Here is an 18,195-nt window from a genome sequence, read left to right as displayed (position 1 = left end):
ACAATTAGTTGTCTGCTTTTTTGTTATATTCTTTTTTCTAAAAGATCCATGTAGGCATTTTCTGCTGTAATGAAAAGTGAATCCTGAGGTACTAACTTAGATTTACTCAAAAAATCTCTGTACTCTTGGATGGATTCACTTGATTTCGAAAAGATTGCTGATAGTTTCTTCTTTGCATATGGATCAAGTTTCCTCATCATATCTGATATGAAATCTGGTTCATCTATCTCTTCATTGTAAATGAATCTGTGGTTTATATATTCATTTGTTAAATAGATATCATCTGCTTGATAATCTAAATTGTCGAATATATCTTTGATACTATTATCACAAGGGCTCTCTAAATTTAAAATACAGTAATAGTTCAAATAGCTAAGAAATGTAGGGATATATTTTTTATTGTAATTTAGATATATAGCATTTTTAAAAATAATTGGAATAAAATTAAATGTGTTTTCATCTATTTTCTTAAAAAATAGATCCCCCACTTGGATATACATATAAAACAATTCATCACCTGAAATTAATTTTAAAAATTTATATCCATCATTTCCATAGCCTAAATTTCTATATTTCAAAGGAATTAATGTAAATAAACCTATTGAAAGACTAAATAAACTAAAAATAATGGGGATCGAAATAAATAAAAATAAAAAGCCAAACAGCAAACTAAAAACTGGTCCGGAAACTATAAATATGGCATATTTTATAACATTATAACTATTCGGTATCATCTTTGTGGATCCAAACCAATTAAATACGTTAATTTCTAAGGATAGACTGTAATTTCCTTTATCTGACAAACCTATCTTTGCTAAAGGCAAACGAATGTATTCTAGTTTAAATTTATAAAACAGACCTATGATTAAATGACCAAACTCATGTATACAAATGGCGATTACAAAGGCAAAAAGATATATGAATATATTTTGAACTAAATTGTTCACTATTAATATATATAATATTGTCAATGCCCATAAAATCAATATTATTTTGAACCATAATTTCATTTCCTTAATCTCACTTCCCCTACTCCATTGTTAGAATAATAACTAAATGGAGCAGCAGTTTGATGTAACTTCTTTAATATTTTAGTGTATCTCATAGAAGTTCTATTAACTTCTTTTTGATTGGAAATCATATCAGCCAAGATGGAACTAACCACTGGTGCAGCCAAACTGGTTCCTAGAGACAACGTGTACCCTGTAGGTAAATCCGCGGATTTACCTATAATAGACTCCTTATCAGTAGGATAATATGTCATTATCATTTCCCTAGCATCTAATTGACCACTAGTTTTATAAAAATTTCCATAATCTCCTCCAGGCGCAGAAACAGATATATTACTACCATAATTTGAATAACTTGCAAGTAGTCCACTCTTAGTTGTAGCAGCAACTGTCACTACATTTTCTAGACCACCTGGCGCATGTACTTTAACAGAATTACTTGTGATATCCTCAGATTCATTTCCTGCCGATGCTACTATAAATATATTTTTTTGTCTTGCAAAATTAATTGCATTTTGGAAATCAACTAATTCTGATTTATCTGTCTCCGATGTAATATCTTCATAAACTCCACTACTAATATTAATAACATCAACATTTTTTTCTGCTGCATCGTAAACTGCAGAAATTGTTTTTGATGGATCTCTTTCCTTTGCATTCATCACTTTGTAGGATATAACAGTCGATTTTGGAGATAACGTATCTATAATTCCCATTACTTGAGTTCCATGAGTCAATTCATCTGTTGAGTTATTTTTATCACTAGTATAATTATATTGAGTTATAACATTATCTTTTAGCATTGAATGATTCAAATCAACACCACTGTCAATTAAAGCAATCTTAACACCTTTTCCTTGACCCGAAATCAATAGATTTTTTTTTGAGTTCAAATAATCACCACCATTCAATACCCGTCTATATGACCAATTAAATGTACTAAAATCATCAGATAGTATATCTAATTTATCATTTGACTTTGCTTGAACCGGATTACTGAGTAAGAGAAAAAAAATAAAGCATATTATAAATTTATCTATCAAACTCTTCATTGTTTAATTCCACACTTTCTCTGTAAAGATCCTTGTATATTTTGTTGGAATTGATCAATTCTTCATGACGGCCTATTGCGTTAATTTTCCCACTGTCCATAACTATGATCTTATCAAATTTTTTAATCATATTAATTTTATGAGTTATTGATATTATTGTTGCTTCTTTATATTCTAGAATATTTTTTAGTATTTGATTTTCAGATACTTTATCTATAGCAGATGTAGCCTCATCAAATAATATAATAGGGTAATTAGAAAAAAAAGCTCTGGCTATAGATATTTTTTGCTGTTGGCCACCCGAAAAATTATTTCCATTTTCAGATACTATTGTATCTAAACCTATCGGAATGCTTTTTATAATCTCATCAACTTGAGACAGTCTAGATGCATGATTGATTCTCTCAATATTAAAATTTATTAACTCATCATCATACGTAAGATGAATATTTTCCTTTAAAGTTCCACTAAATAATTGTGAATGCTGATTCACCATAAATACATCATTGCTATAATCAAATTCTTTATATCCAGAGTCGTTAATAATATAGGATTTACCATATGTTGGTTGAATGCTTTGAGATAACAACTTTAAAAGAGTTGTTTTTCCTGATCCACTTTTTCCAACAAGAGCAATTTTTTCACCCTTTGATATCTCCAAATATAAATTATCTATAATAGGTGTTTCAAATAATGAATTCCTATAAGTAATATTATCTAAAATTATTTTATAATTTTCATTCTTCTCATTTTGACTCACAATACAATTGTCATTATCAAATTTATAATCCAAAACTTCATCTAACTTGCCAATATATATCTTTAACACTGAAAGATCATTATACGCTGATGCTAACCCTATAACGGGAGACATAAACATACCTAACAATGATAAAAATGCAACCAACGTCCCCATGCTCATATTATTATTTTCAATTTGAGTACTAGCAAAAATAATTAAAATAAATGGTGCAAAATTTTGCATTAAATCTGTTAGAATTCCGTATTTAGCTATATATAAATCTTTTTTTAAGGAAACATCCAATTGCTCTTTAAAATTTTTAAACCATGATTCAAAAAAAGAATTTTCTGCATGTTGACTTTTTAGTGTTTCTATTCCAGATATAGACTCAGTTAATATCTTCTGAACTCTACCTTGAAAAGTTATCTCTACATCAACTATTTTTTTAATCTGATTAGCATTAATAATCATAATAATTGAAATAAATATTGTTATAACAGCAGTAACAACAGTTAATAAAATAGAGTAACGTAACATTAAAATCAGGTAAATAAATAAAAATAATGAATCAACTAATAAAGAAATTAAATTTTGTGACATTACTTGTCTAATATAGATATTCAAATTTGATCTAAAAATAAGTTCACCCGTAGATCTATTACTAAAAAAAATTAAAGGCATCTTTAAAAGTTTTGAATAGAATTCAGACATAAGTTTCTCATCAATTTTTTTTCTTAATTTTGCTAGTATAGTATTTTTAGATTTTTGTAAAATATAAACAATTATAAATATTGATACGATAAATATAATTAAAAAATAATAATTTAACTTCTGACCTGAACTTATTACATCAATAATTCTTTGTGACAATATAGGAATAGTTAAAAGAGAAAATTGGAAAAAAATAGTAACTAATGTCAATTTTACCCAGTCTAAGGTAAAACTCTTAAATATTGTTTCTAAATATGAATTTTTTTTAATTTTATTCTCTACTAGTTTGGACTTTTTTTGAGAATCAAATTTTGAATATATAAATTTTCCACTAAATTTATTCAAATATTCATTTATTGGTATCCATTGTTTCCCAGAAGATGGATTCATAATTAAAACTCTATTTTTTAATATTTTTTCGATAATTACAAAATGATTTTCATTCCAAAGTGCAATAGATGGCACTGGAATTGACGTTCTATTTTTAGTATTCATAGAAATTGAATCTAGACCCTTAACTTTCAATATTTCATATATATTTTGAAATGTCAGTCCACCTCTTGGAATACCAAATTCATTAGTTAATTTTAATAAAGAATAATCAAGTCCGTGATAATTTAGTATGGAAGAAATACACGCCATTCCACACTCACTATGCTCACCTTGTAGTGTTATCTTTAATTTTTTCATATATTCACCTTAATCAAACATCAAAATATTAGGGATTTTTTTATCCTTATCTAAATATTTTAATATCTCAAATCCAACTCCTGATAATCCTGTATATAAGCCTAAAGGTTTTATATCTTTGGGTCCTTTTAAATATAAATTATTTTTCTCAAAACCTTCTGCAAATGTATAAATAAGACTACTAATATCATATTGTTGACGATATGGTGACAGTAGTTCTATTAAACCTGATAGACCATGGCAAAGAGACCAATTAGTATATTTCTGATTATATAATTCTTTTATATTTGGAGAGAAATTCTTATTAGAATACTGTTCATACATATCACTACCAATTAATCCGTTACACCAAGAAACTTCTTTCGATTTTTTTTGCTTCAAATTATGATCCATATCTTTTTCAAAAATACCTTTGATATACAAATAGCTATTTATTCCATGTCCAAAACCTTCTGATGTATTCATTTCTTCTGAAGAAAGTTCTTGATATAATTTATATGCATAGTCACTATAATCAATGTTTTTTGTTACTTCACTCATAACTATCATAACTTTTATTAGTGAATTAACTCCTAAAATCCAATCGTTTTTTAAATCCTGAGAGGATGGTATTCCATTATTTAAAAAATTATTTGAAATATCAACTGCAATTTTTAGAGAATCTTTGTCATCGTTAAGTTTATAATCTAAAATCATTGGATATATGATGCTTCCTGCACCAAAATATGCAGAATATGAATATAATGATTTTTTCAAAATCAACTTCAAAGTATTTCTAATATAATTTTTCTTTAATTGTAATTCTTGTGTATTGAAGTAATATTGTAATGACAAATAATAAATATATATACCAGATAGTCCATTATATAAATTGTCATCCAAAACGCCTATTTCCCAATCATTAGACTGCTTTATATCAAGCCAACTTATTGTTTGAGATGATTTATTTATTGAAGATCGGTTACTTATTATACTTTCAATTTTTAGTGAAAGTTCTTCTAATTCAACTTTTGAATATTTTCTATCACTAATTTTCATACTTTTTTCTGGATAAAGCTGTGCATCTGAATATTCATTATAAAATCCCGTGGAAACATCAAAATGTGCAATTTGCCATGAAACTATTTCATCATCCAAATTTTCGATTTTTTGCTTAATAATTTCAATCATAGTTTTATCATAAAAATTCGATATTATATCACCAGATGTTGTAATCAAATCTCTAGTATTAATTAAATTAAAAAATTGTGGTATATCACCGTTTAACAAATCTAAAATTTCGTACTTTATGACACTTTTATCCTTTAGTGGATATGCCCACATATTCTGTAGCACACGTTCCTGTTCAATTTTGTTTTTCATACAATTAGGGTGGTATGAGTAGTCAAGCATATCACTATATTTTTGTGTAGGTCTTACAACATTTCTAACAGATACGTCAGTTAAGTTTGATTCAATGTATTTAACTAACTTACTTTTATTACTCATAATTTTTTTTAATATTGACCCTATCCCTCTATGTACTTCTTCCTCTTGTCCTTTTACACTGTAGTATTTTGCACCTAAAAATGGTAAATTTTGACCCATGTCAAGAACAACTTCATCATAGTCATACTTCATCTCATCAGTATATATATTTTGAAGCTGAAGTACTTTAAAAGGCAAAACTTGACTTTTGGATTTTAAGGCACTTAAATCAACAGACTTATTCTCCTTACTTCTTTCTTTAAAACTTTCATGAGGTAAAAGTCCCGTTCCAGAAACTGAGTCTAAGAATTTATATTTGGAATCGGTTATAGCATTATTATTAAATTTCAAACTCGTACTTTGATGGAAAATGGTTTCATTGTCAATAAGAACAGGGTAATTTTTATATGCAATAATATTTTCAAAATGTAAATCTAGAAAATTAAATAAGTAAGCTATCCCTAATATTTTCCCAAACCTAAAATAATATTTTTTTTCATCGCCCTTTTTATCCATAGGAAGACTTTCAATTTTCTCTTCTAGTGTGAAACTATTACCATAAACTTTTTTAGGAACAAACAACTCAGCTTCGTAATTTTCATTTAAAAATGATAAAAAATCATCAATAGTTTTACTGGATTTTGAATTAACTTTAGGCTTATAAAACATGGTGATATTATCATTAAATTCAATTTCAGTTACACTTTTCCCACCATCGTGAGAATCACCCTTCAATCCCTTACAATGAACTATTTCCGTTATTTTTGTATCATATATGCTTGATATATTATTTAGTTTCTCATTTATGTTTATGAACAAATCCATACAATTGTTTTTAAAATAATCTAATCTTTTTATAATTAGACGAAGTAGCGTAGGATATTCATCATAAAATTGTTCTGTTTTTTCTAAACTATTAAATCGTTCTTTTAAATATAATTTGAATCTCTCTGTAGATGAATCCCCATTTAATTTATTATTTTTTTTATAGTTATAAACATCTACGGTAATTGTTTTAATAATAATTCCATACAACTGTGTGCTGAAAGAATTTATCAAATCCTCTATAAAACTATCACTAATAAATGAAAACCTCTTTTGTTTTTCATCTAAAAACTTATACAAATCTCTAATAAAATATCTTAATGCATAATTTAAATCTAAATCATCATTTCTTAATTTAGAATCATTATTTTCAAAGATATTTTTGGCTTTCTCCACCCAGTCAAGATTATTTAATTCATCTTCCACAAATTCCTTTTTAATTTGAGAAAATGGTGTAATACCTTTTTGCATATTATATTTTGACCCATAAACCATTTTGGCCATTCTTGTGAAATCCTCAGAATTTAATGTAGACTTTCTGGAAGTCCAATTATCATAGTTTTTTTCCATAATTTTTTCATCAATTTTATAGGATAGTTTTGACCGTTCGCTTATAGATAATGAATTATAAATTTTTTCCAAGTTTAAATCCCCCCTATTGTATAAAAAAAGTACTTCCTAAAATTCTTAGAAGTACTTTTTCACTTAAAAATCACATAATATTTAGCAGGTAGTAACTGACAGAGTTACTCCAACACCAACACCAACAGTGAATCCAGCAATACATACTGGTGTTGTTTCTGACTGCATTTCTCCTGCTCCTTGTATTGAATTCATTTCATCTATTGATAGACTTTCGAATTCTGGAACAATTTCACTTTTTTTCATTTTAATACCCCCCTTATTTACAACGTTTTATCGTTAAAACAACAGTAGCTCCAGTTGTGACTCCTGTTGCAACAGATGAACATACACCTGAACTTTCAGCAACCGTTGCAGCAATAGCACAAACTGGTGTTGTTTCTGATTGCATTTCTCCTGCTCCTTGTATCGAATTCATTTCATCTACTGATAAACTTTCGAATTCTGGAACAATTTCACTTTTTTTCATTTTTGATACCCCCGCATTTTATTTTATAAATATTTATTATATTTATAAAAATAATATATCATGTTAATTTATAATTAATAAAAATAAAATATAAACGTACTAAATATTGATATAAACGTTATATCTTTTTGAAAAATTCATTTAATTTTATTTTATTTTTAAATAATTGAGTATAAAGGGAACTCATTTATAATTTTTGAATCAAAATCATTAGTACAAAAATAAAAAGATGATACCTTTCGGTATCATCTTTTTATTTACTAATTCGAGAATATAATCTTTCATTTTCAGTAATTTCTGATAGATAGAATTCACCTTCTACAGTGTCAATATTGACTACATCATCGTTCTTGTATTCAGTATTGAAGATTGTTTCATATTCACTGATTGATATTTTCTTTCTAGAATCAAGCATGTTCTTGATTCCTTCGATATCAATTGCTTTTTCAAATCCTGGAACTACTTTGGCTGAATAAATTTCACCTACTGCACCAGAACCATAACTAAACATCATCAATGATTCGTTATCTTTTACATCACCATTGATTAGGTATGAAAGTAATCCTAAATACAATGATCCTGTATATAGATTACCCACTGAACGGCTTATTTCTATACTCTTTTGGTAACGTTCTACCAAATCATTGAACTTCTCTTCTGAAACATCACTTTCAATAGTGTTAAGCGCTTTACGTCCCATTTTTGTATATGGAATATGGAACAACAAGGTATCGATATTTTCAACATCTTGGTCAAATTTTTGATTGTAATTATCAAACAATGTTTTGAAGAAATCCATATAAATTTCGTTTGAATATTTACCTCGAGCAAATGCTGTTTTAGAGAATGTAGGTCTCCAAAAATCACCAACATTTTTAGTTAGATAAACTGATCTATCTTCTAGTTCAACAATCTGAGGATTATCACTAACTAACATAGCAATAGCACCTGCACCTTGTGTAACTTCACCGGCAGTTTTGATACCATATTTAGCAATATCACTAGCAATAACTAGTGCTTTCTTACCTGGATGTGTCGCAATAAAATCTTTTGCCATTTGTAAACCAGCAGTAGCACCGTAACATGCTTGTTTAATTTCGAAAGCACGAACTTCATTTGGTAAGTCTAGTAGATCCATCAAAAATGCAGATGAAGACTTAGATTCATCAATACTACTTTCAGTACCAACAATTACTAGTTCAATATCCTTTTTATTGTCTTCTGTCAAAATCTGGTTAGCTGCTTCTGCAGCCATTGTTACCACATCTTCATAAGGATTAGGAACAGCTTGCTTATCTTGACCAATCCCAATGGTAAATTTACCAGGTTCAACGTCTCTAGCTTCTGCAAGTTCAACGATATCTATATAATTTTTAGGAGTATAAAAACCTAATTTATCAATACCTATACTCATTAGTTATTACCTCTTAATTCACCTAAGATTTTTTTTGCTAAATCTAAATTGTACTCTTTAAGTTCATTCATTTTTTTAGATACTTCTTCTATTTCTGAGCCTTTTGCTCCAGCACTCACTGCTAGAGACTTACTTTGCAAACTCATATGTCCATTTTGAATACCTGTTGAAACCAGAGCTCTCATAGCTGATAGATTATTTGCCAAACCAACTGCTGCTACAACTGACTGTAATTCTTTGCTATCTTCTATTTTCATCATAGCTAAACTAATCTGTGCCATTGGCAAGGAACTGATTGCTCCACCAACACTTCCGATTTCTATTGGCATTTCCAGAGTTCCAATTAATTGATTGTTTATAATTTTCCAATCACTGAATGGGGCATAAGGTCTATCTTGTGTACTGTGTGCGGCAGCTTCTTCTGCTCGAAAATCATTGCCAGTGGCTAAATAGACGGCATCAATTCCGTTCATAATACCTTTATTATTGGTAACAGCTCTGCGATAGGATTGATGAGCAAAATCATTTAGTTGCACAATTTTTTCTGCGACCATTTGTCCGTCTAAATCTTTAGTTGCCAGATCTTCAAAGTTTAGTTTAGCCTCTGCTTTAACAATCTGACCGATACCACTATTGGACAGAATGCTGCTGAGTATGTTTTCATTGGTCAGTTCTGTCACCCTGTGAGCAATAACTTCCAACATTGAGTTGACTATATTAGCGCCCATGGCATCCACAGTATCAAACTGAATAACTATCTCTAAGAACTCACCAACCTCGTCAACATACATACCTACAATACCACCGCCACGCTTCACAAGACTTGGACGAGATTCATTGCCTAAATCAGTCAATTCAGCTAGAGAATGATTCAATATTTCCAAAGTTTGGGGGTTGTTTGGTTTTAGTATTATTTGACCAAAAATATTTCTAGTGGTTGGTTGCACTTTGAATCCACCGGAATTCTTCACACGCTTAGCACCATTTGAGGCAGCGGCTACAACTGATGGTTCTTCTGTCACCATAGGAACTATATATTCTTTGCCATTCACTACAACATCTGTTGCAAAACCATATGGCAAACTAAAAGCCCCTATTTGATTCTCACTTAGACTACTAGCTAAATCCTCAGATATAACATCCCTATCTGCCAATATTTGAGCTTGATGTGCTGTAAGATATTTATTCTCTATTAAATAATCAAGTCGCTCCTGATTACTCATTTCGTACAATTTCATGATAACTCAATTCCTAGAGCCATACCCATACCGCCACCGATACATAGTGAAACCATACCAGTTTTTTTGTTTTCAGTTTTCAATTGATTAATTAGAGTAGTTATTAATCTGGCTCCTGTGGCTCCCAATGGATGACCAAGTGCAATTGCTCCACCATATATATTTACTTTTTCTGATGGTAATTCTAGGTCTCTGGTTACTGCGTAAGCTTGAGATGCAAAGGCTTCATTGATATCAAATAAATCTATATCTTCAGATGATTGATTGTATTTGTCGTAATATTTTTTGATTGCGTAATATGGGGCATATCCCATATAGTCCGGATCTATTCCTACTTCAGTGTAACCTTTGATAGTTGCCACATATTTCAATCCTAATTCATCAGCTTTTGACTTTGTCATCAAAATTAAGGCAGCTGCACCATCGTTTAATGGCGAAGAATTACCAGCAGTTACTGTTCCATTTTCCTTAAATACTGTTTTCAAACCTGCCAGACTTTCTAGAGTTGAATTAGCACGAATAGATTCATCTGTAGTTACTTTATTTCCATTCACTTCGATAGGAATAATTTCTTTTTGAAGTTTTTCAATTGCGGCGCTTGCTTTCATTTGAGAATCAAGAGAGAACTGATCTTGTTGTTCTCTAGTCACAGAATACTTTTCAGCAACATTTTCTGCTGTGATTCCCATATGTTGGTTGCTAAATGCATCTGTTAGACCATCTTTGAAGAGTGTATCTTGTAACTCTTCACTGGCTTTCATTTTATCCACGCGTGGTGCAAAGAATGGCGCATTGGACATACTTTCTATTCCACCGGCGACTACGATATCTGCGTCGCCCAATACTAAGGCGTTGTAACCTTCTTTTACAGCTTTCAATCCTGAACCGCAAACTTGGTTAATTGTCATGGATGTTGACTCAACCCTTGCTCCAGAATTAATTGCTATTTGACGTGCTGGATTTTGTCCTTGTCCTGCTTGATAGACATTTCCAAATATAAATTGATCTACTTCTTTAGGATCTAATTTATTTATATCCAACAATTGTTGGACTAACTTAGTACCTAACTCTACTGCAGACAAGTCTGCAAATTGTCCTCTGAACTTTCCAATAGCAGTGCGTTTTGCATCAATAATAACTACTGAATCCATGGTATATAAAACCTCCGAGTTTGGTAAAATTGTCTTAAGACTATATAATAATTTATTAATGGAATTATAACAACATTTGAGGCATAAAATGAGAGCAATAGATTTATTAATCTTATTAAACGATTTTAATAAAAATAACTTCATCTGTATAGAAAACGATGACACGTTTCTCAACGTGGTAGATATCAAAGTCACCGATGAAGGTGTTTTTTTAGTGCACTCAACTAAGATAACGGCATTGAAAAACTGGGAATTTTCGCTTTTGATTAACAAAAAAGAATTGCTAGAATTACCAATTTTCTACTCTTATCAAAAAAACGACTATCAATTATTCGGGTTTCGAGTAAGTGATAATCGCATTTTATTAGGTTAATTATTTTTTATTCTTTTTTTGAATTTTATCTGCCAAATCTAGAATATAAGTTTCCAATTCATCTTTAACTTCTGGATGAACCAATCCATAATCAATATTTGTTTTAACATAACCAAACTTGTTACCAACATCGAAACGATCACCATTGAACTCATGAGCAAATACTCTTTGAGTTTTGTTCATGCGATCGATGGCGTCAGTTAGTTGTATTTCGTTACCTGCACCTGGTTCTTGACTTTCAAGTAAGTCAAAAATTTCTGGTGTTAGTAAATATCTACCGATGATAGCTAGATTACTAGGTGCATCGGCTACATCAGGTTTCTCAACAAAATTCTTAACGTTGTAAAGTCCAGGAACTTGTTCTTGTTCTGGATCAATAATTCCATATTTTGAAACATCTTTGTCTGGCACACGCATAACCGCAATGGTTGATGAGTGTGTTTTTTCATAATCATCGATTAATTGTTTTGTTAGCGGAACCTTATCTGACATAAGGTCATCGCCTAACATAACTATAAATGGTTCGTCTGCAATAAATGATTTAGCTTGCAAAACTGCATCTCCCAAACCATTTGGATGAGCTTGACGGCTGTAGTACAAGTTTACGCCAAGATCTGTAGTTGATTGAACAACTTTCAAAAGTTCAGTTTTGTGTTTTTCGCTAAGATTTTGTTCCAATTCAGGAACTGAATCAAAATGATCTTCAATAGATCTTTTGTTTTTACCAGTAATGATCAGAATATCTTCAATACCCGAAGCTTTTGCTTCTTCGACGATAAATTGAATAGTAGGTTTATCAACAATTGGCAGCATTTCCTTTGCCAATGCTTTAGTTGCTGGTAAAAATCTTGTTCCTAGTCCAGCGGCTGGAATAATAGCTTTTCTTACTTTCATTTAATTGTCTCCTTTTTCGCGCGACTTCATATAATTAGATATTCTGCCGGTATTTTTTTCTATTGTCAGATTACTAAATGATTCAGCAAAGCCAACATTAACAGCATTACCAAACAAAAATATTGTAACCGACATATTCATCCATAACAAGAACACAATGATAGCTCCAATAGCTCCATAACTGTCCCATGAAGCACCAAAGTATTTCAAATAGATTGAAAATGCTTGTGACAGCCCTAGTATTCCTGCTGTTGAAATAATGGTACCAACCAAAACATAACGTAACCTTAAACGTACGTTAGGAAGGAAAAAGTACAAAATCATTATTACAATAAAAATCAAAAGAATACCAAACGGCCACTTCCATTGATTAAAATAACTCTGAAAATTCAAATTCAGACCTAATGTAGGGGTTATCCAACTTATTACCAACTGACCAAAGGTAAACAACCCAACTCCCAAAGCACCAAATAGCAACATAACAAATGTGGTTACAAATGCTAAAAATCTTCGAATGACGTAATTAAAAAATGTTTGTTCAACATATAAATTACTGATGTCCAGTCCGTATGCTTGATTCATCATCATTTGAGAAATATTGATACCTCTGGAAATAGCCCAAATAGCAATAACAATACCAACAGACAAAACACCAGTGTTGGAATTAGTCAAAACTTTTTGAATTGTTGGTATCAAATATTTATGTAAATCCTCCGGAATTATGAACTCAATATATGATATTACCGAAGGTACATCAATATGAAATAACGGAATTATATTAGCAATAATAATAACCAGTGGAAACATTGCCAACAGGATATAATATGTTATTGCTTTGGAAGAGAGACCAATATTTGTATCAGTCAGTGCTCTTGCAATAATTTTGACAAACCCTATTATCTTATCCTTAAAAGAAATATCTTGTTTAAAGACTGGGGTTTCTTGATTATTCTCACCCATCAAATACTCACCATGTTAACTTCTACTTATAGATACTTAGCATCGAACTCAGGATCTTGAGAAGTTAGAATCTTTGGACCATCTTTTGTAATTGCAATTGTATGTTCATATTGTGCTGAATTAGATCCGTCAGCTGAAACAAAATATTCCCAACCGTCTTCTTTGACAAACTTTTCAGCGATTTCCCATGTACCTGCGTTTACCATGGGCTCAATAGTAATTGTCATACCTTCTTTTAGGCGAAGTCCCTTACCAGGTTCACCATAATGTGGAACGTTGGGAGCTTCGTGCATTGTTGGTTGAATACCATGACCAATCAAATCTCGAACATCCCCAAAGCCATTTTTGTCCTCAACATATGTTTGGATAGCATATCCAATATCACCAATTCTGTTACCAATAACAGCCTGATCAATTCCTAAGTATAAAGCCTTGTGTGTTACTTCCATCAGACGTTTGTCTTCATCAGAGATTTCTCCAACCGCATATGTCCAACAAGAATCACTCTCATAACCATCTAGATTGACTGTCATATCAACTTTGACAATGTCTCCTTCTTTAAGAAAAAGCTTCTTACGAGGAATTCCATGAGCTACCTCATCGTTCACACAAACACAAGTTGCGTATTTGTATCCTTCGAATCCCTTTTCAGATGGTGTAGCACCATGATCTGTAATGTACTTGTCAGCAAATTCTTCGATCTCATATGTAGAAATACCTGGTTTAATAATGTCTCTCAGATGTAAATTAACCTGGGCGATAATTGCTCCAGACTTTCTCATACCTTCAATTTCACGTTCAGATTTTAATGTGATCAAATTCTTCATATCCTTCCAAATCAATAATACAATCATTATATCATTACTATGCTTATATTTTGTTTGGTTTGATACTGTTTATTTTGCTATAATGTTTTGAGACTTTTAAAGAAGGACTTAAATCATATGACAAACGTTAAAATTGTTTATGCTAGTGTCACTGGTAATGACGAAGATATTGCATATGTCTTAGAAGAAAAGTTTGAAGAATTAGGTGCAGATGTTGAGATTAGTGAGATTCAACAAACTGATGCCGCTGACTTTGAAGATGTGGACATTTGCGTTATAGCTACATTTACATACGATGAAGGAATTGTTCCTGATGAAGCTTTGGATTTTTATGAAGACATGCAAGAACTAGACTTAACTGGTAAAATTTATGGAACTTGCGGTTCTGGAGATCATTACTATGGGGACTTTTGTCGTGCTGTAGATGAATTTGCAAAAATATTTGATCAAGTTGGTGCCATAAAAGGTGCAGAACCTGTTAAAATTGAGCTGGAACCTGAAGAAAAAGATATTGCAGATCTTGACGAATTTGCTGAGGAGTTAATGAAAAAGGTATAAGACTATGAAATTTTATAATAAGTACCGTGAATTTTTCGTATATTGCTTTTTTGGATTTTTAGCATCAGTTATCAATATATTTGTCTTTACTGCTATCCATAGTCAATTTCATCTTAAGGTGTTGTTTGCCAATACTGTAGCTTGGCTATTAGCAAATATATTCTCATTTGTGGTGACTCGACGATTTGTTTTTAAAGTTCCTTTTGAAGGATTTAAAAAACTAGCCGAGGAATCATCTTATTTTCTAGTTTCAAGATTACTAGCCTTATTGATAGATGATATCTTCATGGTAGTAGCAGTCATGGTATTGCCATGGAGTAGTTTTGTGATCAAAATAATCGACCAAATACTTATTGGATTGTTCAATTATTTTTCATCAAAAATTATTTTCAATTACAACAACCGTCACTTATTAGAAAAAATGAAACAAATATCAAAAGACAAAAAAGAGGCCTAACGGCCTCTTTTTTAATTTCCAAATTCATTTGGTTTTTTATTAATTTGATTAAAATGATAACTGATTGCATCAGCAATTCTTTCTGAAGCTTTTCCGTCACCATATGGATTTTTAGCATTTGCCATTCGTTGATACTCTGCTTCATCATTGATCAAACGATTCATTTCTCGTTCTACAACATCTGCATCTGTACCCACTAATTTGAGTGTTCCAGCTTCTACACCCTCTGGACGCTCCGTAGTATCACGAAGTACCAATACTGGCTTACCTAATGATGGTGCTTCTTCTTGAACACCACCAGAGTCAGTCATGATGAAATAACTTTTAGATGCTAAGTTATGGAAATCCACAACATCAAGAGGATCTATCAGGTGAATACGACTATCATCACCTAGAATTTCTTGTGCAGTTTCTTGAACCACTGGATTCAAGTGGACTGGATAGATTAATTCAATATCATCATTGTTATCTACTACTTTGCGCATTGCTTTGAAAACTTGTCGCATAGGTTCGCCTTGGTTTTCACGGCGATGCATAGTAATTAAGATCATCTTCTTGTCAGGATCTAGACTATCCAAAATTTCATGATGATAGTTTTGATTAACTGTTCCTTCTAACGCATCAATTGCAGTATTACCAGTAACAAATATCTTTTCTTCTGAATGATTTTCCTTTAACAGATTTGCTCTACTTTCTGTCGTTGGTGCAAAGTATAAATCTGCCAAATCATCAGTCATTTGACGGTTCATTTCTTCCGGCCATGGCGAATATTTGTCCCAGGTACGAAGACCTGCTTCAACGTGACCAATACTTGTTTGATGATAGAAAGCAGATAGTGAAGCACTGAAAGTAGTAGTAGTATCACCGTGAACCAAAACTATGTCAGGTTGCTCACTCTCGATGATAGAATCAAGCTCTTTTAATACTAATCCTGTAATACCACTTAGAGTTTGACGATCACGCATAATATTTAAATCGTAGTCAGGTTGGATATTAAAAATTTCCAAAACAGAGTCTAACATCTGACGATGTTGAGCTGTAACAACTGTAACAGTTTCAAAACGATCACTGTTTTCTTTTAATTTTAGTACTAGCGGTGCCATCTTGATAGCTTCTGGTCGAGTACCGAAAACGGTCATTACTTTAATTTTATCCACTTTATCACCTCGTAATTACTTATATAAAAGTATATCAAAAAAGAAAACTATACTAAACCAATTTTATACAATCTAAACTGCTATAATTTGTAATATGACAAATTCAATTATAATTTTAATGATTGCAGGTATTTTTATACTCCTTTGGGGATTCTTTTTTATTATTTCTATCTACCTAAGTTTCACAAAGGACTTTTCTGCAAAAGCGGCATGGATCACGCTAGTAATACTTTCTTGCATAGTAGGTGCTTTATCTTTTATTTATTTTCACATAATTTGATATTAATTTACAGAAAATACTTCAACAAAACATTTCTATTTATCAATATTTTGAGTTAAAATAGACCTTGTATAATTAAAAAACTTTTGGAGGACTATCATGGTTTTAACTAACGGAAACGAAATTTTCAAAAAAGCTCGTGAAGGTAAATATGCTGTTGGTGCTTTTAACACTAACAACCTAGAATGGACTCGTGCAATTTTGGCTGCTGCTGAAAAAACACAAACTCCTATCCTAATCCAAACATCAATGGGTGCTGCTAAATATATGGGTGGTTACGAATTATGTAAAAACCTTGTAGAATCTACAGTAAAAGCAATGAATATCACCGTTCCAGTTATCATGCACTTGGATCACGGTAACTACGAAGCTGCTAAAGAATGTATCGAAGTTGGATACAACTCAGTTATGTTTGATGGACATGACCTACCATTTGCAGAAAACCTAGAAAAAACTAAAGAAATCGTTGCTTTAGCACATGCTAAAGGAATCTCAGTTGAAGCCGAAGTTGGTTCAATTGGTGGTGAAGAAGACGGTATCGTTGGTGCCGGTGAAATTGCTGACGTTGATGAAGCAAAACAATTAGCTGACACAGGTGTTGATTACCTAGCTGTTGGTATTGGTAACATTCATGGTGTTTACCCAGCTAACTGGCAAGGACTAAACTTTGATCGTCTACAAGAACTAGGAGACGCTATCAAGACACCTCTAGTACTTCACGGTGGTTCAGGAATTCCTAAGGAACAAATCGTTAAAGCTATCTCAATGGGTATTTCAAAAGTTAACGTTAATACAGAATGTCAACTTGCATTCGCTAAAGCAACTCGCGAATACATCGAAGCAGGTAAAGATCTAGAAGGTAAAGGATTTGATCCTCGTAAACTTCTTGCACCTGGTACACAAGCTATCCAAGATACAGTTGAAGAACGTATCGAATGGTTTGGTACACCTAAAGCTTAATTTTAAATTTAAGCAATTAAAAAGAACATCTCACATGAGATGTTCTTTTTTTTATTGTTTTACATTTCGCTTCATTACAAAATAAATAATCATTTGAACAAAGAATACCAAAATAATAAAGCTTGTCCATACGATGAAAGTTGCTATTTTTAAACCTGGTGTTTGTACCACACCTGACCCATCAACTTTTCTAACATAAATAATTATCGTGATTACAGCATAAGCAATAATCCAAAATATATTAGCACCCCACCAAATTTTCATAATAACCCCCTTATAGTAATTGTTAATTCACTCACATACAGTTATAATTTATTT

General features: G+C 31.3%; 18 protein-coding genes. 4 read left to right on the top strand and 14 right to left on the bottom strand.

All coding sequences use genetic code 11. The features are described 5' to 3' along the window. Positions 1-23 precede the first annotated feature (23 nt). The 9 genes from EKN01_RS01120 to EKN01_RS01080 form a co-directional block, all read right to left on the bottom strand. Positions 24-1,010: a site-2 protease family protein gene (locus EKN01_RS01120; RefSeq protein ID WP_129044622.1), complete on the bottom strand. Its 987-nt coding sequence runs from the start codon at positions 1,008-1,010 to the stop codon at positions 24-26. Next, positions 1,007-2,062 (bottom strand): S8 family peptidase, encoded by a 1,056-nt coding sequence (locus EKN01_RS01115; protein WP_129044621.1) that lies wholly within the window; start codon positions 2,060-2,062, stop codon positions 1,007-1,009. Before EKN01_RS01115 ends, EKN01_RS01120 begins: the two co-directional genes overlap by 4 nt. After that, positions 2,043-4,205 carry a peptidase domain-containing ABC transporter gene (locus EKN01_RS01110; protein ID WP_129044620.1) on the bottom strand — a complete coding sequence of 721 codons (2,163 nt, stop codon included), beginning with the start codon at positions 4,203-4,205 and terminating at the stop codon, positions 2,043-2,045. The genes EKN01_RS01115 and EKN01_RS01110 overlap by 20 nt, the downstream gene beginning before the upstream one ends. A 9-nt stretch (positions 4,206-4,214) precedes the next feature. Further along, the gene (lanM, locus tag EKN01_RS01105) at positions 4,215-7,139 is read right to left on the bottom strand and encodes a type 2 lanthipeptide synthetase LanM (protein ID WP_129044619.1); all 2,925 of its coding nucleotides are present in this window, start codon (positions 7,137-7,139) and stop codon (positions 4,215-4,217) included. Between the two features lie 81 nt (positions 7,140-7,220). Further along, a complete protein-coding gene (locus EKN01_RS01100) occupies positions 7,221-7,385 on the bottom strand; it encodes a lichenicidin A2 family type 2 lantibiotic (protein WP_129044618.1) in 165 nt (54 codons plus the stop codon). 13 nt (positions 7,386-7,398) lie between these two features. Beyond that, entirely contained in the window at positions 7,399-7,608 is a 210-nt protein-coding gene (locus EKN01_RS01095) for a lichenicidin A2 family type 2 lantibiotic (RefSeq protein WP_129044617.1), read from the bottom strand. 253 nt (positions 7,609-7,861) lie between these two features. Next, entirely contained in the window at positions 7,862-9,022 is a 1,161-nt protein-coding gene (locus tag EKN01_RS01090) for a hydroxymethylglutaryl-CoA synthase (protein ID WP_129044616.1), read from the bottom strand. Beyond that, positions 9,022-10,260 carry a hydroxymethylglutaryl-CoA reductase, degradative gene (locus tag EKN01_RS01085; protein WP_129044615.1) on the bottom strand — a complete coding sequence of 413 codons (1,239 nt, stop codon included), beginning with the start codon at positions 10,258-10,260 and terminating at the stop codon, positions 9,022-9,024. Before EKN01_RS01085 ends, EKN01_RS01090 begins: the two co-directional genes overlap by 1 nt. Beyond that, positions 10,257-11,411, bottom strand: coding sequence for a thiolase family protein (locus tag EKN01_RS01080; RefSeq protein WP_129044614.1), 1,155 nt, complete (start codon positions 11,409-11,411; stop codon positions 10,257-10,259). Before EKN01_RS01080 ends, EKN01_RS01085 begins: the two co-directional genes overlap by 4 nt. 88 nt (positions 11,412-11,499) lie before the next feature. Here EKN01_RS01080 and EKN01_RS01075 point away from each other — a divergent pair, with 88 nt between their 5' ends. After that, positions 11,500-11,784, top strand: coding sequence for a hypothetical protein (locus EKN01_RS01075; RefSeq protein WP_129044613.1), 285 nt, complete (start codon positions 11,500-11,502; stop codon positions 11,782-11,784). Here the strand turns inward: EKN01_RS01075 and galU are convergent, their stop codons facing one another. From galU to map, 3 genes are read right to left on the bottom strand one after another with little or no spacing between them, the layout of a single operon-like run. Further along, positions 11,785-12,678, bottom strand: a complete 894-nt coding sequence (gene galU, locus EKN01_RS01070) for a UTP--glucose-1-phosphate uridylyltransferase GalU (protein ID WP_129044612.1) — start codon at positions 12,676-12,678, stop codon at positions 11,785-11,787. Continuing rightward, positions 12,679-13,638 carry a YihY/virulence factor BrkB family protein gene (locus EKN01_RS01065; RefSeq protein WP_129044611.1) on the bottom strand — a complete coding sequence of 320 codons (960 nt, stop codon included), beginning with the start codon at positions 13,636-13,638 and terminating at the stop codon, positions 12,679-12,681. Positions 13,639-13,664: 26 nt separating this feature from the next. Next, a complete protein-coding gene (map, locus tag EKN01_RS01060) occupies positions 13,665-14,456 on the bottom strand; it encodes a type I methionyl aminopeptidase (protein WP_099975330.1) in 792 nt (263 codons plus the stop codon). A gap of 126 nt (positions 14,457-14,582) precedes the next feature. Here map and EKN01_RS01055 point away from each other — a divergent pair, with 126 nt between their 5' ends. Both EKN01_RS01055 and EKN01_RS01050 read left to right on the top strand, forming a co-directional pair. After that, a complete protein-coding gene (locus EKN01_RS01055) occupies positions 14,583-15,023 on the top strand; it encodes a flavodoxin (RefSeq protein ID WP_099974374.1) in 441 nt (146 codons plus the stop codon). A 4-nt stretch (positions 15,024-15,027) separates the two neighbouring features. After that, complete coding sequence (locus EKN01_RS01050; protein WP_099974373.1) at positions 15,028-15,480, top strand: GtrA family protein; 453 nt, start codon at positions 15,028-15,030, stop codon at positions 15,478-15,480. 11 nt (positions 15,481-15,491) lie between these two features. Here EKN01_RS01050 and wecB read toward each other — a convergent pair whose 3' ends face one another. Next, positions 15,492-16,637 carry a non-hydrolyzing UDP-N-acetylglucosamine 2-epimerase gene (gene wecB, locus EKN01_RS01045; RefSeq protein ID WP_129044610.1) on the bottom strand — a complete coding sequence of 382 codons (1,146 nt, stop codon included), beginning with the start codon at positions 16,635-16,637 and terminating at the stop codon, positions 15,492-15,494. Between the two features lie 379 nt (positions 16,638-17,016). On the opposite strand from wecB, the gene EKN01_RS01040 reads away from it, so the two are divergent. Next, positions 17,017-17,877, top strand: coding sequence for a class II fructose-bisphosphate aldolase (locus tag EKN01_RS01040; RefSeq protein WP_099974372.1), 861 nt, complete (start codon positions 17,017-17,019; stop codon positions 17,875-17,877). Positions 17,878-17,928: 51 nt separating this feature from the next. Here EKN01_RS01040 and EKN01_RS01035 read toward each other — a convergent pair whose 3' ends face one another. Continuing rightward, positions 17,929-18,141: a DUF3923 family protein gene (locus EKN01_RS01035; RefSeq protein WP_129044609.1), complete on the bottom strand. Its 213-nt coding sequence runs from the start codon at positions 18,139-18,141 to the stop codon at positions 17,929-17,931. Between the last annotated feature and the right edge of the window lie 54 nt (positions 18,142-18,195).

This window comes from Companilactobacillus metriopterae (assembly GCF_004117915.1).
Lineage (GTDB): Bacteria > Bacillota > Bacilli > Lactobacillales > Lactobacillaceae > Companilactobacillus > Companilactobacillus metriopterae.
Note: the sequence above shows the minus strand (reverse complement) of the source record. Positions and strands in the feature narration are given on the sequence as shown.